The organism is Ileibacterium valens (assembly GCF_001945525.1).
Lineage (GTDB): Bacteria > Bacillota_I > Bacilli_A > Erysipelotrichales > Erysipelotrichaceae > Ileibacterium > Ileibacterium valens.
Window position 1 is genome coordinate 38,859 of the sequence record NZ_MPJW01000189.1, and the last position, 14,902, is coordinate 53,760.

Here is a 14,902-nt window from a genome sequence, read left to right on the forward strand (position 1 = left end):
TCTTTTGCTTGCATATAAGATGACTTTCCATTCAGACGAATGGACTTAGAAATCTCCTGATTAAACAGGAATCGATCATTGAATCATTTCGATCGTTTCAAATCATCAGGAGATTTTAACTGATCTGTCGGATCGATCCTGACTGATCATCCTGTCCCGATATGATTATTTCTCTCTTTTCTCCTTTCCTTATTGTTATATTGTTATCCAGGATGATGAATCATTTTGATGGCACATAATTATCAGTTATAACGATAAGAACCATTTTCAAGGATGGAATTAAGTTGTCCTTGCATATCTGGTATAATCCAGCGTCAGCTGGATATATCAAAGGTGAATGTGAAAAATTGCTGCAGCATTTCACCTGTCAATCGGACTGAACTACTGCTTTTTCTTTCTTCATGCGATTTTCAATCTTTAAAAACACCAGAATGAAAATACGCAGCTGAATCAATGAATCGCTTGAAATGCCACTCCAGATGTGAAGTAAAAGAACAAAACTGTAAGGAATTGAAGGAAGGAGAGAACCGGAATGGCACAGACAGGAACGGAATTGTTGAACTTTCAGAAAGGATCCAAAGCGCTGTATATCCAGATAAAGGAATTGTACAAGGAACAGATACTGAATGGACAGATCAAACATGGAGAACGCCTCGACAGTGAGGCGCAGATCCAGAAGCTGTTTGGGGTATCCAGAATTACGGCCCGACAGGCCATTCTCGATCTCGAAAGAGAAGGGTTGGTCAACCGCGGACGCGGAAGGGGAACTTTTGTTATATGGCAGTCTCCTAAACAAAAAGAAGAAGCCTACGAAGATGAGCACTGGCGAATCCATCCCTGCAAGAAAAAGCAGGGAGAGCTGGTTTTTCAACAGATTGTGCGTGAATACCCACCAGAAGAAATTATCGGGGAGTTTAATCTTCCAGAAGAGCAGATGATGTATTGTCAGGTTCAGATTTTTGGCTCTGATAATATTCCATTGAGCTTTTCAAAAACATGGTATGCCGGTTCGGAAAAGGTTCAGGAAAAAGAAGGGCCAGTCAGCCGCAGTGAGATTCATCAGCGGCTGCTGAATCATGTCAATGAAAATCAGAGGCATTATGAAGAGTCTCTGCGGGCAATGATCCCGGATCAGGAAGTCAGAGCTGCACTCAGGATTTCGGATGAAGTCCCCGTATTATGCCGTACAAGAAAGACAACAGATGGCGCCAGACGACTGCTGTCCATCGAACTTGACTACAGTCGTGGGGACATGAGTTCCTACTGTCTGCGGGCTACCAGTCAGAACACGCACTGAGTCATTCAATGTGCAAAGCAATAGCCTGCAAATCTGACATTCATGATCATTGGCTGATTTGAAGAGTGCAGATAAACGAAGTAAAGCTGAGAAAAAAAACAGAAACAAGACAGAGAAAAAATAAAGTAAAAAACAGAGAAAAGAAAAAGATTGAACCAGGAAAACACCAGGAACCATAAAACGCGATAGCGCGGCCCTGCTGCTTTTCAAAGCGTTGATGTATCCGGATTTTACAGTGGTTGTCAGTCCGCAAGGATAAAGAATGAATTTGGTATGAGATGAGTCCCAAAAAAGTCGTGAAAAAAGTTCAAAAAAATTAATTGTTTTGCTTGCCAACGTTAAACGGTGTGTTATACTAATCAAGCCTTAAGACATGCCGGCCGTCTTAAGTAACTATATATGGCGCGTTGGAGAAACGGTTAACTCACATGCCTTTCACGCATGCATTCACGGGTTCGAATCCCGTACGCGTCACCATTTTGAAATCAACAGAGTCTGTCTGAGTAATCAGACAGGCTCTTTAATTATATAGCTTGTATATTCTGAAAGATATATAACCTGAAAGGTGTAGCGGCCAAAAGAATCAGAGTCAGGAAAAAACAATCGATGAAAAGTACGTTCAGAAAAAATGCAATTCTTCTCTTCTGTAAAACTGGATTCAAAGAATGAATAAAACGATGGAAATCAGAGAATGATTGGTTTGTTCGAGTTGTTAAATAACTAGCCAGGTTTGAAGAATGAAACCGCGGCGGCAGGCATTCAGATAGTGAAGATCATCTATAAGTTAGTTTTAAATAACTGAAATTGAAATGTTTCTTTTGCCATTTTGGAATTTGAGTGATAACATAAGTGAGCACTGATTGATCAGCAAATAAAGATCTTAGATGGCGCGTTGGAGAAACGGTTAACTCACATGCCTTTCACGCATGCATTCACGGGTTCGAATCCCGTACGCGTCACCATTTTGAAAGCAGCCCTTTATCGAAAGATAAAGGTTTTTTTATTGAGAAGAATTCGAACAGTTTTTCATGCTTTTTATAAGATCTTCACATATGACTTGTGAAAACAGGGTGTATTTACTAAAATAGTTTGGCATGCGTGGGAGGACGATTCCGTAAACCACTGCATAAGACCATACAAGGAGGAGAGTCTTATGGCTAAGAAAAAAGTTACTAAAGTTGTAAAACTCCAGTTTCCTGCTGGAGGAGCAAAACCAGGACCAGCTTTAGCCGGTGTTGGTATTAACATGCCTCAGTTCTGCAACGCCTACAACGATGCAACAAGAGATCGTAAAGGGGACGTTGTACCTGTAGTCATCACTGCTTATGAAGACAAGAGCTTCGATTTCGTACTGAAAACAACCCCAGCAGCTAACATGCTTAAAAAAGCCGCCGGCATCAGCAAGGCCAGCGGAGATCAGAAGCAGACAGCAGGTTCTATCACTGCTGACCAGCTGCGTGAAATTGCTGAATATAAAATGCCGGATCTGAACGCCAATGACGTAGATGCCGCAATGAAGATCATTGCTGGTACTGCTAAAAACATGGGTATCAAGATCAACGGCTATGAAGGGTAAGGAGGAAAAGAACAATGGCTAAGAAGAGCAAACGTTTTGCAGAAGCTAGCAAGCTTGTAGATAAAACGAAAACTTATACAGTTGAAGAAGCAGTTGCTCTTGCTAAGAAAGCAAGCACAGCTAAATTTGACGAAACCGTTGAAGTATCCTTCAACCTGAATGTAGACCCACGTCATGCTGATCAGCAGATCCGTGGTGCGATGGTTCTTCCAAACGGTACTGGTAAATCTCAGACTGTTGCCGTCGTTGCTGAAGGCGACAAGGCAAAAGAAGCTGAAGAAGCCGGTGCAGATTTTGTAGGCGCAGACGATCTGATCGAAAAAATCCAGGGCGGATGGCTCGGATTTGATGTTCTGATCGCTACTCCAAACATGATGGGTAAACTTGGAAAACTCGGTCGTATGCTCGGACCGAAAGGTCTCATGCCTAACCCAAAAACTGGAACCGTAACAATGGATGTAACCAATGCGGTTAATGAAGTTAAAAAAGGTAAAATCACTTACCGTGTTGACAAGGCCGGAAACATCAACTGCCTGATCGGTAAAGTATCTTTTGATGATGGAAAACTGGTAGAAAACTTCCAGGCTCTTTATGATGTCATCAAAAAAGCAAGACCTGCTAAAGTAAAAGGAACTTACATGAAGAATCTTGTTCTTTCTACAAGCATGGGTCCTGGAATTCATGTTGAAATTAAGTAAACGAACAGTTGACACCGTTTATTTATTTCCCTATTATTTTGATTGTTCTCAATAATTCTTAAAAAGGAACAGATCCTGTTTCGAAAAAGCCCATCACCGGATGGTGAACCTATTCCAAAGACAGTAACTGCGAAAGCTTAATTTGTTACCGAGGGATTGACGCTGGTTGTTTTTTTACTGTGCTCGTCAAGCCCGCTTTGCGGGCTTTTTCTTTGAATATTGATGCAATATACAGAAAGCAGAGGAACACGATGAACAAACAAATCCTTGCTCAGAAGGAAGCTGACGTTAACGCCCTGATTCAGCAGATGAAGGACGCTAAAAGCGTTGTCGTTGTTGAATACCGCGGTCTGACTGTTGGTGAAGTCACAGAACTTCGCCGCGCTCTCCGTGAAGAAGGCGTTAGCATGAAAGTGTATAAAAACACTTACGCTCAGCGTGCAGCCAAAGAACTTGGATATGATGAGATCATTGATACTCTGGTTGGACCAAACGCACTTACATTTGGTGCTGACCAGGTAGCTCCTGCCCGCGTTCTTGCGAAATTCGCAAAAACACACGACAAACTGATCCTGAAAAACGGTATCGTTGACGGAGCTGTTGTAGACAATGCAACCATCCAGACTTTAGCGAGTCTGCCAAACAAGGAAGGCATGCTGGCGAAATTTGCATCCTGCCTGAACGCACCTGTTATCAAATTTGCTATGACCGTTAAGGCATTAGCAGAAGCCAAAGAAGGCACTAACACAGAAGCAGCGCCAGCTGCTGAATAAGCACATTGGAGGATATATAAATGGCTAAATTAACTCAGGAAGATATTCTTGCATATCTTGAAGAAGCAACCATCTTAGAACTGAACGATCTTGTAAAAGCAATCGAAGACAAATTCGGTGTTGTAGCCGCTGCTGCTGTAGCTGCTCCTGCCGCTGCTGAAGCTGTAGATGAAGGACCAACCGAAGTAACTGTTACTCTGACAGAAGTTGGTGGAACTAAAGTTGCAGTTATCAAAGCTGTACGTGAAATCACTGGTCTTGGACTTGTTGATGCGAAGAAACTGGTTGACGGCGCTCCTGCTGCAATCAAAGAAAACATTTCTCCGGAAGAAGCTAATGAAATCAAAGAAAAACTCATGGCTGCCGGCGCATCTGTTGAAGTTAAGTAAGAATCATTTAAGCTTACAAGAAAACAAAAAGAAGAATTCAGTTCGGGTTCATACGAAATGTTTGTTTAAACCCCGGCTGCTGAATTCTGCGAGACACCTTAACTGGTGTCTCTTTTTTTTCTGCTTTTACTTCCTCGTTTTCTTATTCGTCCTCTTCCAGAGAGAAAAAAGGATAAAAGGAATCAGGGAAAATAAAAAAAGCCGAATCCGAAGATTCAGCTTTATAAACTCAAGAAAGAGATTTTTACCTGTCGTTTGTACAGGTGGGTTTCCTGATCAAGCGTTTAGGATACCGATCTTCTGAAGATTCGAAAATTGGAATCAACAGGAACGGTCTTCAACACCGGCTCAATCGTCCGGAATCCCATATCTCAGATGTAGGAAAAATGTATTCCTTGAGCGATTAGATTATAGCAAATTTTGAGCCGGATGCCACCTTCTGAAACTCTATTTTCTAAGAATTGAAAAAGTATCCGATTCGGATTTGTCAAGGATTAGCAGTCTGTCGGCTTTAACCATTAAAACAGGCCGGAAGCAGCAATTCGCTTCGCTGCCAGCTTGACTTCCTGATCAGAACGAACCAGAGCCAACCGGACAAAATACTTTCCAAGAGAGCCAAAATTTGTTCCCGGGTGTACCAGAACTCCGGCTTTGTTTAATAGATCGATGGTAAATTCCATGGAATCCTGATAGGAATCAGGAACAGGCGCCCAGACAAACATGGTTCCCTGAGAAGGCTCAATTTTCCATCCGACCTTTTCAAATTCTTCGATCAGAACATCCCGTCTGCGCTTATATTCCTGACAGACTGTTTTTGGAAATTCCTTTTCATTTTCCAGGGCATAAACAGCAGCTTTAGCGACTGGGGCAAATCCCCCAAAGTCGATCATATCCAGAAGCTTTCGATAAGCGGCAATCATATCTGCGTTGCCAACCATTACGGCAAATCTCGCTCCGCCTAAAGAATAAGATTTAGACAGCGAATTGAGCTCAATACCCACCTCTTTTGCGTGCTCGAATGAGAGAAAGCTGCGGCCTGGTTTTCCGGAAAAAAGCAGTTCGGAGTAGGCGTTATCGTGAACGACAAGAAGATTGTTCTTTCTGGCAAAATCGATCAGTTCTTCATAGAACGAATCCGGTGCACAGGCCCCGGTTGGATTGTTAGGATAGGAAACCAGGATCATTTTTGCCTGGTCCAAAACCTCTTCTGGAATCTGATCCAATTCAGGAAGATAATCATTTTCTGGTTTCAGCGGCATTTCATAAATGGGATTATTGTTAATAGAGCAGGCGATGGAATAAATCGGATAATGAGGATCCGGCAGTAAAAGAAGATCGTCCTCATCCAGAAAAGCCATGGGGATATGAGATAAGGCTTCCTGTGAACCTTTCAGAATGGCAATCTCTTTTTCTTCAAGTTCAGTATCATATCGTTGCTGATACCATTTCTGAACGGCTGCGATCAATTCATCACCAGGATTCAGCGTATATTGATAGCTTGCATCCTCCAAAGCGGCCTGAGCAAGGATATCCTTAATCGCATCGGCAGGCGGAATGTTGGAACTGCCAATCGAAAAATCGATGACTTCCTGTTGATGATCCTGTATATATTTCTTTTTCAGATTGGCCAGCGCACTAAAGGAAGGAGCGAGTATGGAGCCAACACGCCTGGATTCGATATTCATCAAATAAAACCTCCTGATCCTAAGATATAAATAGATATTCAAATATAAGATAAGTTCAAAAATTAAGGATCGAGTACCATCTTATCGCTTTTGTGAAAAGATTTACAGGATGAACAGCTAATTTACAGCTTTTTTCATTTTAAGCCAGACTGTTGTATGCTTCGAATTATCAGATTATGGTGAATAATTTCCTGGCAGGCCTCTATATGTCACTTTGTTCGGTTATAATTGAGGTACAAAGCACATAGGTTATAACTCAGAATGATTGTCAGAAAATACTGTGGCGGAGGTGATCAGCATGAATGCAATCGTGATTTCGGAGCAGGCCGCAAATTCTGATGAAAAATATGCCGAAGAATTGAAGAACTGGTTAGGTTCTCATCAGGTTCTGCTTGCCGATTTCTTTTCTTCTCCCGGGGCTGGGAAAACCACTCTGTTAAAACAGCTGTATTCATTGATGAAAAAAGCAGGCCTGTCAGCGGGAGTGCTTGAAGCGGACTATGACAGTTCACATGCAATAAGCGCCTTAAGAGATCTTGGATATCCGACTGTCCGGATGCTGACACCCGATGGAGTCCATCTTGATGCAAGGATGGTCTATGAGGGACTGAATGGTTTTGAATCGAGGCTTCAGGATGAATTGGATATTGTGTTTTTAGAAAATAACGGTTCGCTTTCGCGTCCGGTCTCCCTGAAAACAGGGGCTCATGCGGAAATTCTGGTTTTTTCCATTCCAGAAGGAGAAGACAAACCATTGAAGTATCCTGCAAGTTTTCAAAGGGCAGATCTGTTGGTCGTCTCAAAATCAGATGCAGCAGAGCACTTCCATTTCAATATGGACCGGTTTCTTGCAGCAGTCCGGGTACTGAATCCAAATCTTCCAATTATCCGTTATTCCTCCAAGACGGGTGAAGGTCTGCAGGAGATAGCCGACTGGATTGAAGCCAGACAGCGGCGTTTAACAAATGAAAAAGACTCAAATTCGAAGAATTCGAAAACAGAGTAATCAGAAAATGCACGAATAGGATATGAAAGTAAAGAATAAAGAAAATGAAGCGGCCATTGTCTTTGACGATGTCCGCTTTGCTTATGCAAAAAAGAATGATCCACATGCTGAAATGATTATTGATCATTTCTCTCTGCAAATCCAAAAAGGATCTAGAACCGTTTTGTTTGGGCCTTCCGGAGCAGGAAAAAGCACATTGCTCAAGCTGATCTGTAAACTCCAGAAGCCGATCTCAGGAACGATTCAGAATAACGCTGAAAAAATCAGCATGGTCTTTCAGCGGGATGGTTTATTTGAAAGATTATCGGTTCTTGAAAACATAAAATACGGTATTCCTGCAAATTCAGTATCCAGTAAAAAGAGGGAACAGAAAGCGCAACAGTGGGCTAGAGTTTTTAAATGCGATGATCTGCTTGGCCGTCCCGTCTCTACTTTGTCCGGCGGACAAAGACAAAGAGTCTCCTTAGCCCGGGCTTTCATGAAAGATCCGGACCTGCTGCTGATGGATGAGTCCTTTCAGGGGCTTGACAGTGCCTTAAAAGAGCAGCTGATCGAAGAAATTCTGCAATTGCATGCCAAACGAAAATTTACTCTGATTCTGATTACCCATTCCTACTCGGAGGCTTTAAAGCTTGGACAGACTATGGTGCTAATTGAAAATGGCAAGCTGCAGAGAATGGGAGAGATCTGGTCCATGATCAATGATCCTTCAAGCCTTTTTACTGCAGGAAGTATGGGCTATTTTCCAATGAACCTTTATGATCTGAGTTCTGTGCAAAATATAAGCGGTCTGCCAGCACACCTGCAGCAGGAAATTCCAGAACAGGCACTCTGGATGGGATTTTATCCATGGCAGGCAGAAGTGGTTTACCTCAATCCAGGGGATCAAAAAGAAACAGATCGAAGATTAGAGCGGGAAAATAGAAAGGATCAGAACTTTCTTGAAGCAAAGATGATATCGACGACTGAAGCTGGTTTTGGCAGATTATTTGTCTTTACAATTCAAAATCATCAGATTCAGGTTCTTGAAGAGCGAAAAGCGGATCAAAAGATGGATCTGCAGGATTGCTCGGTCTTTGGTTTTCGAATATTAAGCAGAGTCTACTTTGATTCAGAAGGAAATCAGATCATAACCAGGAATATCGGTGACAAATCCGACGGACTTCTGTGATATGGAATCAAATATAAATAAATGGATTAGCTTATAAGCGATGTCTGCAAATGGTCAGATCATTGAGATCCAGCAAAACCAGAGATGTAAACAAAACATACAAAAAAGGATCAAAAACATATAATCAAAGACATATAAAAAGGGAGTGCAGTGAATCATTGCGCTCCCTTTTGCCTATCCTGTTTTTTTATTCGATTTTAATGCTGCTTTCGTGGTTATGGTTGAAGAACACTTCTTCAGGTTTCTGATCAGATACTTGTCAGGTTAGACTATTCTTCTTCAGCCAGAATATCCTTGACGGCATTGAAGATTCCGTTTGCGTATACAGAAGTGGTGGTTCGATTGGCAAAAGATTTTACGAAATCGGATGCAGAGCCCATCGCGATTCCCAAATCCGCTTTTTCAAGCATGCGGATATCATTGGTTGAGTCTCCAAAAGCAATAACGTCGTCCCAACTGAGTCCTTCACGCTCAAGAACTGTTTCAATACCAGAAGCTTTATCGTTTCCAGCGTGGAACAGATCATAGGCAAAGCCGTTCGTTCTTACATTGATTAAATCCATGCGCAGATCCGGATGGCTTTCAATAAAATCACTTATAATGCCAGAATCACGAGTCAGGACGATTGCCTGATAAGGGTCGTGGCGATGGTGGAAGGATTGGGTCTGATCGTAAAAGACACCATCCAGAGAATTGGTATATTTCATGAAATCGTAAATCGGATAAAAGTTATTATAGATGTATGAAGAATCTCCAAAATGGAACAGCAGGCCGAGATCGTTGTTTCCAGCCAGTTCTACCAGATCCTGAATATCAGAACGGGCAATCGGTCCTGCGCCAATCTCGTTGAAATCACCATCAAGAACATATCCTCCGTTGATTAATACATAATAGTCAAAAGTAACACGATCAAGAATGGGCTTTAGCATATTCAGGCCGCGTCCTGTAGCTGCTGCCACCAGGTATCCCTGATTTTTCAGACGATCAATGGCGGCCAGGGTTGAATCCTGAATAATTCCATCCGTCGTCTGAAATAGCGTTCCATCCATATCAAAAAAAACAATTTTATGCTTCATGATCTATCCTCCAGTCTTTAACTCATTGAATGTGTTCAGTTCAATTATAAGAAGATTCAGGATAAAAGAGCGTCAATTTGCTTGTCACAGCTGTTTTAGTTATCACATTGTTCCTGGCTGTTATTCTGATCTGGACAGATTGCGCTGCGAAACTTGAAACTAAATGTAAATAAAATTCAACCAGACGACAACGTTTTCATAAAGTTTTCATCATCTGATCCTTTCACGAATCTGGATTTTTTGGATCGATCTATCTGAAAATAAACCGGCAATAGAGATGAAAAGTATTTTTTTATCGATTTTTGCCCTGAAAGTAAAATAAATCTGTATTTTCTATTGACATAGACCGACTGATTTTGTAAATTTAACGAGCATGCGAAAAACGGGCTTGAGCCCGTAAAAAAAGCGGTGGAAATGATCCACCCGGTTTCGTTTGTTGAAGACAAGCTGGCAGCAGCCGGCTGATCCATAAGAGGAAAGGAGATAACCATGCCTACAATTAACCAGTTAATTCGCAAAGGCCGTCATACCGGACAGAAGGTTTCCAAAGCCCCGGCATTAAACCGCGGCTACAACTCTTTAAAGTCCAGACCGACTACCCTGTCCAGCCCTCAGAAAAGAGGTGTCTGCACCCGTGTTGGTACCATGACTCCAAAGAAACCAAACTCAGCACTGCGTAAATACGCTCGTGTACGTTTAAGCAATGGAATGGAAGTTACTGCTTATATTCCAGGAATCGGACACAACCTTCAGGAACACTCTGTTGTTCTGATCCGCGGTGGACGTGTTAAGGACCTGCCAGGTGTTCGTTACCACATCATTCGTGGAACACTTGACTGCGCTGGTGTGAATGACCGCAAACAGAGCAGATCCCTGTACGGAACGAAGAAACCAAAAAAATAAATCAATCGTGAAAGGAGAATAAACCATGCCTAGAAAAGGACATATTGCAAAAAGGGATGTATTACCAGACCCAATTTACAACTCTAAACTTGTCACTCGTTTAATCAACAAAATCATGATTGATGGAAAACGGGGAACTGCACAGAAGATCCTGTATCATGCTTTCGATATCGTCGAAGTCAAAACAGGAAAACCTCCTATGGAAGTTTTTGAACAGGCTCTCGAAAATGTTATGCCTCAGCTGGAGCTGAAAGTTCGCCGCGTCGGCGGTGCCAACTACCAGGTACCAGTTGAAGTCAGCGAAGAAAGAAGACTGACACTTGGTCTGCGCTGGCTTGTAAACTACGCAAGACTGCGTAATGAAAAGACTATGGAACAGCGTCTTGCCGCTGAAATCATCGATGCAGCCAACAATGCTGGTGCTTCTGTTAAACAGCGTGACAATGTTCATAGAATGGCTGAAGCCAATAAAGCATTTGCTCATTACCGCTGGTAATCAGCTGCTTTTAATAAATAGAAAAGGATGTCGAATATGCCAAGAGAATATACATTAGACAACACTCGTAATATTGGAATCATGGCCCATATCGACGCCGGAAAAACAACCACTACTGAACGTATTCTGTTCTATACAGGTGTTAACCATAAGATTGGTGAAACCCATGATGGTGCATCCACTATGGACTGGATGGAACAGGAAGCAGAACGCGGTATTACAATTACCTCCGCTGCTACAACCGTTCACTGGAAAGGCAACCGCATCAACATCATCGATACTCCGGGTCACGTGGACTTCACAGTAGAAGTTGAACGTTCCCTGCGCGTACTCGATGGTGCGGTTACTGTTCTTGATGCTAAAGCCGGTGTTGAACCACAGACTGAAACTGTATGGCGTCAGGCTACCGCTTATGGAGTTCCGCGAATTGTTTTTGTAAACAAGATGGACTCAACTGGTGCTGACTTCATCATGTCCTGCAATACCATTATCGACCGTCTGGGGGCTAAATCATGCCCAATTCAGCTTCCTATCGGAGCAGAAAACGAATTCAAGGGCGTTGTTGATATTATCGAAAGAAAAGCCCTCTATAACGAAGGCGATAAGGGAATCAAGATCGTTGAAGGCGAAGTGCCTGAAGATCTCGTTGACCTGATGGAAGACTACCGTCAGAAACTGCTTGAATACCTTGCAGACTATGACGAAGACTTCATGATGATGGTTCTTGAAGGTGAAGAACCTTCAATCGAAGAAATCAAGCGTGTATTACGAATCGCTGTGTGCAACGGTGACTTCTTCCCGGTTCTTTGCGGATCTGCTTATAAGGACAAAGGTGTACAGATGGTTCTGGATGCCGTCGTTGATTATCTGCCTTCTCCAGTAGATGTTCCTGCTATCCAGGGAACTCTGCCTGATGGAACCGAGACTGTAAGACATTCTTCTGATGACGAACCATTCTCTGCTCTTGCATTCAAGATCATGACTGATAAATACGTAGGAAAACTGACTTTCTTCCGTGTTTATTCCGGAACAGCCGATTCTGGAAGTTATGTTCTGAACTCGACAAAAGATCAGAGAGAACGTTTTGGCCGTATCGTGCAGATGCATGCCAACCAGCGCCATGAAATTCCTAAAGTTTACGCCGGCGATATTGCCGCAGCTGTTGGTCTGAAAAATACCACAACTGGTGATACGCTGTGTGATCCGGATAATGAAATCATTCTTGAAAAGATGGAATTCCCGGAACCTGTAATCGAACTTTCTCTTGAACCAAAGACGAAGGCCGACCAGGATAAAATGGGTCTTGCTCTGGCTAAACTGGCTGAAGAAGATCCAACTTTCAAAACTTACACGAACAAGGAAACTGGACAGACAATCATCGCTGGTGTCGGTGAACTTCACCTCGATATCATCGTTGACCGTCTGCGCCGTGAATTCAATGTTGAAGCAAACATTGGTAAACCTCAGGTTGCTTACCGTGAAACCATTCGCAAAGCCGCTGAATGTGAAGGAAAATACATCCGTCAGTCCGGTGGTAAAGGTCAGTACGGTCACGTATGGATCAAATTTGAACCGAATGAAGAAGGTAAGGGATATGAATTCGTGGATGCCGTAGTTGGTGGAACTGTTCCAAGAGAGTACATCAAACCAACCAACGAGGGACTGCAGGATGCACTTGAAAAAGGTGTTCTTGCCGGATTCCCAATGATCGATGTCAAGGCGACTCTGTTTGATGGAAGCTACCATGATGTCGACTCTTCTGAACAGGCTTATAAGATTGCTGCTTCCATGGCTCTTCGTGAAGCTGCCAAGAAGTGTAATCCAGTTCTGCTTGAACCAATCATGCTTGTTGAAGTAACTGCTCCAGCTGAATACCTTGGTTCTGTCATGGGAGATGTCAGCAGCCGCCGTGGTCAGATTACTGACCAGGAAGAAAGAGGAAATGCCGTTATCGTTCGTTCGATGATCCCTCTTGCTGAAATGTTCGGTTATGTAACCGACCTGCGTTCCTTCACTCAGGGACGTGGAAACTACTCCATGAAGTTTGACCACTACTCTGAAGTACCAAAATCCGTTTCTGAACAGATTATTAAAGAGAGTGGACGCTAGTCCTTCAAAGATTTGTTGATTTTAGATTTCCGTTGTTTTAGAATTTAGAAAGACTGAATTTAGCATTTAGGAGGATATATAAATGGCTAAAGAAAAATTTGACAGAAGTAAAACTCATGTCAACATTGGAACCATCGGTCACGTTGACCATGGTAAAACAACTTTAACAGCTGCTATCACCAGTGTTCTTGCCGGCAAAGGTATGGCTGAAAAACAGAACTACGACGATATCGATGGTGCTCCTGAAGAAAAAGAACGTGGAATTACCATTAATACCGCTCACGTAGAATACCAGACTGACGGACGTCACTACGCTCACGTAGACTGCCCGGGTCACGCTGACTACATCAAGAACATGATCACTGGTGCAGCTCAGATGGATGGTGCTATCCTGGTTGTAGCTGCTTCTGATGGTCCTATGCCTCAGACTCGTGAACACATTCTGCTTGCTCGTCAGGTAGGTGTACCAAAAATCGTTGTATTCCTGAACAAATGCGACATGGTTGATGACGAAGAACTGATCGACCTTGTTGAAATGGAAGTACAGGAACTGCTGACTGAATACGGATTCGATGGCGACAACACTCCAATCATCCGTGGTTCTGCTCTGAAAGCTCTCGAAGGCGATCCAAAATGGACTCCTGCTATCGATGAACTGATGGATGCAGTTGACAGCTGGATCGACGACCCAGTTCGTGACGTTGACAAACCATTCCTGATGGCTGTCGAAGACGTTATGACTATCTCCGGCCGTGGTACTGTTGCTACTGGTCGTGTTGAACGTGGTACTGCTCACCTTGGTGACACAGTTGAAGTTGTTGGTATCAAACCAACTCGTTCTACTGTATTAACTGGTCTTGAAATGTTCCACAAACAGCTTGATGAAGCTCAGGCTGGTGACAACATCGGTGCACTGCTTCGTGGTGTATCCCGTGACGAAATTCAGCGTGGACAGGTTCTTGCAAAACCAGGTTCTGTACACCCTCACACAAAATTCAAAGCCCAGGTTTATGTACTGAGCAAAGAAGAAGGTGGACGTCACACTCCATTCGTTTCCAACTACCGTCCTCAGTTCTACTTCCGTACAACTGACGTAACTGGTGTCATCACTCTTCCAGAAGGAACTGACATGGTTATGCCTGGCGATAACGTTGAAATGAACGTTGAACTGATCGCTCCAATCGCTATCGAAAACGGTACTACATTCTCCATCCGTGAAGGTGGACACACTGTAGGTGCTGGAAACGTAACTGAAATCGTTGAATAATTTTTATTCAAACTCTATTTCATAACGTAGTTAAAGGGGCTGTTAAATTTCGACTGATTTTTCATCAGCGAGATTTACAGCCCCTTTTTTCTATGCTTTTTATCTGATTCAATCTTGTTTTATGATGTGTTTTTCCGCTCAAGTCAATTTTTGAACGCACTGAAAAGAGCCAAAACTCAAAAAGACTGTTTATAATCTTTTTCAGATTTCGCTTTTCTGCTCCTTTAATTTTCCATAACGTTCGAGTTCTGAGCAACTCATCCGATTTCTGTTGTTTAATTTTCTGATATTGTGTCCCATGGCCACAATAAGCACCTCAAATTTTACGTTTTCCAGTCCCCGGCGTCTCAATCGGCTGTATCTGTAGTTTTCTTTAAGATCTCCGAAGGTTCCTTCCGCCTGAATGCTCCGGCTGACCATAATCTCATGTCCTTCATCTGAAGACATGTTCTCCCG

General features: G+C 42.9%; 14 protein-coding genes, 2 tRNA genes and 1 other annotated feature. Of the genes, 13 read left to right on the forward strand and 3 right to left on the reverse strand.

All coding sequences use genetic code 11. The features are described 5' to 3' along the window. Positions 1-532 precede the first annotated feature (532 nt). The 7 genes from BO222_RS09830 to rplL all read left to right on the forward strand — a co-directional run bounded on the left by BO222_RS09830 (position 533) and on the right by rplL (position 4,733). A complete protein-coding gene (locus tag BO222_RS09830; RefSeq protein ID WP_075820624.1) occupies positions 533-1,297 on the forward strand; it encodes a GntR family transcriptional regulator in 765 nt (254 codons plus the stop codon). Positions 1,298-1,698: 401 nt separating this feature from the next. Next, positions 1,699-1,774, forward strand: a tRNA-Glu gene (locus tag BO222_RS09835). A gap of 409 nt (positions 1,775-2,183) precedes the next feature. Next, a tRNA-Glu gene (locus BO222_RS09840) sits at positions 2,184-2,259 on the forward strand. Positions 2,260-2,450: 191 nt separating this feature from the next. Continuing rightward, positions 2,451-2,873 (forward strand): 50S ribosomal protein L11, encoded by a 423-nt coding sequence (rplK, locus tag BO222_RS09845; protein WP_075820626.1) that lies wholly within the window; start codon positions 2,451-2,453, stop codon positions 2,871-2,873. A gap of 14 nt (positions 2,874-2,887) precedes the next feature. Beyond that, complete coding sequence (gene rplA, locus BO222_RS09850) at positions 2,888-3,571, forward strand: 50S ribosomal protein L1 (protein ID WP_075820628.1); 684 nt, start codon at positions 2,888-2,890, stop codon at positions 3,569-3,571. Positions 3,572-3,667: 96 nt separating this feature from the next. Next, positions 3,668-3,791 (forward strand) — a sequence feature (ribosomal protein L10 leader region). A 31-nt stretch (positions 3,792-3,822) separates the two neighbouring features. Next, positions 3,823-4,344 carry a 50S ribosomal protein L10 gene (rplJ, locus tag BO222_RS09855; RefSeq protein WP_075820630.1) on the forward strand — a complete coding sequence of 174 codons (522 nt, stop codon included), beginning with the start codon at positions 3,823-3,825 and terminating at the stop codon, positions 4,342-4,344. 20 nt (positions 4,345-4,364) lie between these two features. Next, entirely contained in the window at positions 4,365-4,733 is a 369-nt protein-coding gene (gene rplL / locus BO222_RS09860) for a 50S ribosomal protein L7/L12 (protein WP_075820632.1), read from the forward strand. A gap of 518 nt (positions 4,734-5,251) precedes the next feature. On the opposite strand, the gene BO222_RS09865 is transcribed toward rplL, so the two are convergent. After that, positions 5,252-6,418 (reverse strand): aminotransferase class I/II-fold pyridoxal phosphate-dependent enzyme, encoded by a 1,167-nt coding sequence (locus tag BO222_RS09865; RefSeq protein ID WP_075820634.1) that lies wholly within the window; start codon positions 6,416-6,418, stop codon positions 5,252-5,254. A 298-nt stretch (positions 6,419-6,716) separates the two neighbouring features. On the opposite strand from BO222_RS09865, the gene hypB reads away from it, so the two are divergent. Together hypB and BO222_RS09875 are read left to right on the forward strand one after the other, a co-directional pair. Then, a complete protein-coding gene (gene hypB / locus BO222_RS09870) occupies positions 6,717-7,424 on the forward strand; it encodes a hydrogenase nickel incorporation protein HypB (protein WP_075820636.1) in 708 nt (235 codons plus the stop codon). Positions 7,425-7,446: 22 nt separating this feature from the next. Continuing rightward, positions 7,447-8,595: an ABC transporter ATP-binding protein gene (locus BO222_RS09875; protein WP_075820638.1), complete on the forward strand. Its 1,149-nt coding sequence runs from the start codon at positions 7,447-7,449 to the stop codon at positions 8,593-8,595. Positions 8,596-8,864: 269 nt separating this feature from the next. On the opposite strand, the gene BO222_RS09880 is transcribed toward BO222_RS09875, so the two are convergent. Further along, the gene (locus BO222_RS09880; protein ID WP_075820639.1) at positions 8,865-9,671 is read right to left on the reverse strand and encodes an HAD family hydrolase; all 807 of its coding nucleotides are present in this window, start codon (positions 9,669-9,671) and stop codon (positions 8,865-8,867) included. Between the two features lie 489 nt (positions 9,672-10,160). Between BO222_RS09880 and rpsL the strand changes: the two genes are divergently transcribed. From rpsL to tuf, 4 genes are all read left to right on the forward strand, one after another. Next, positions 10,161-10,574, forward strand: a complete 414-nt coding sequence (gene rpsL / locus BO222_RS09890) for a 30S ribosomal protein S12 (RefSeq protein ID WP_075820641.1) — start codon at positions 10,161-10,163, stop codon at positions 10,572-10,574. Between the two features lie 25 nt (positions 10,575-10,599). Further along, positions 10,600-11,070: a 30S ribosomal protein S7 gene (gene rpsG, locus BO222_RS09895; protein ID WP_075820642.1), complete on the forward strand. Its 471-nt coding sequence runs from the start codon at positions 10,600-10,602 to the stop codon at positions 11,068-11,070. A gap of 36 nt (positions 11,071-11,106) precedes the next feature. Further along, positions 11,107-13,179: an elongation factor G gene (gene fusA / locus BO222_RS09900; protein ID WP_075820643.1), complete on the forward strand. Its 2,073-nt coding sequence runs from the start codon at positions 11,107-11,109 to the stop codon at positions 13,177-13,179. A gap of 82 nt (positions 13,180-13,261) precedes the next feature. Beyond that, on the forward strand, positions 13,262-14,446 hold the full coding sequence (gene tuf / locus BO222_RS09905; protein WP_075820644.1) for an elongation factor Tu: 1,185 nt from the start codon (positions 13,262-13,264) through the stop codon (positions 14,444-14,446). Between the two features lie 201 nt (positions 14,447-14,647). Here the strand turns inward: tuf and BO222_RS09910 are convergent. Beyond that, positions 14,648-14,902 (reverse strand): transposase (locus BO222_RS09910; protein ID WP_178391333.1); only part of this gene is annotated, 255 nt, incomplete at its 5' end.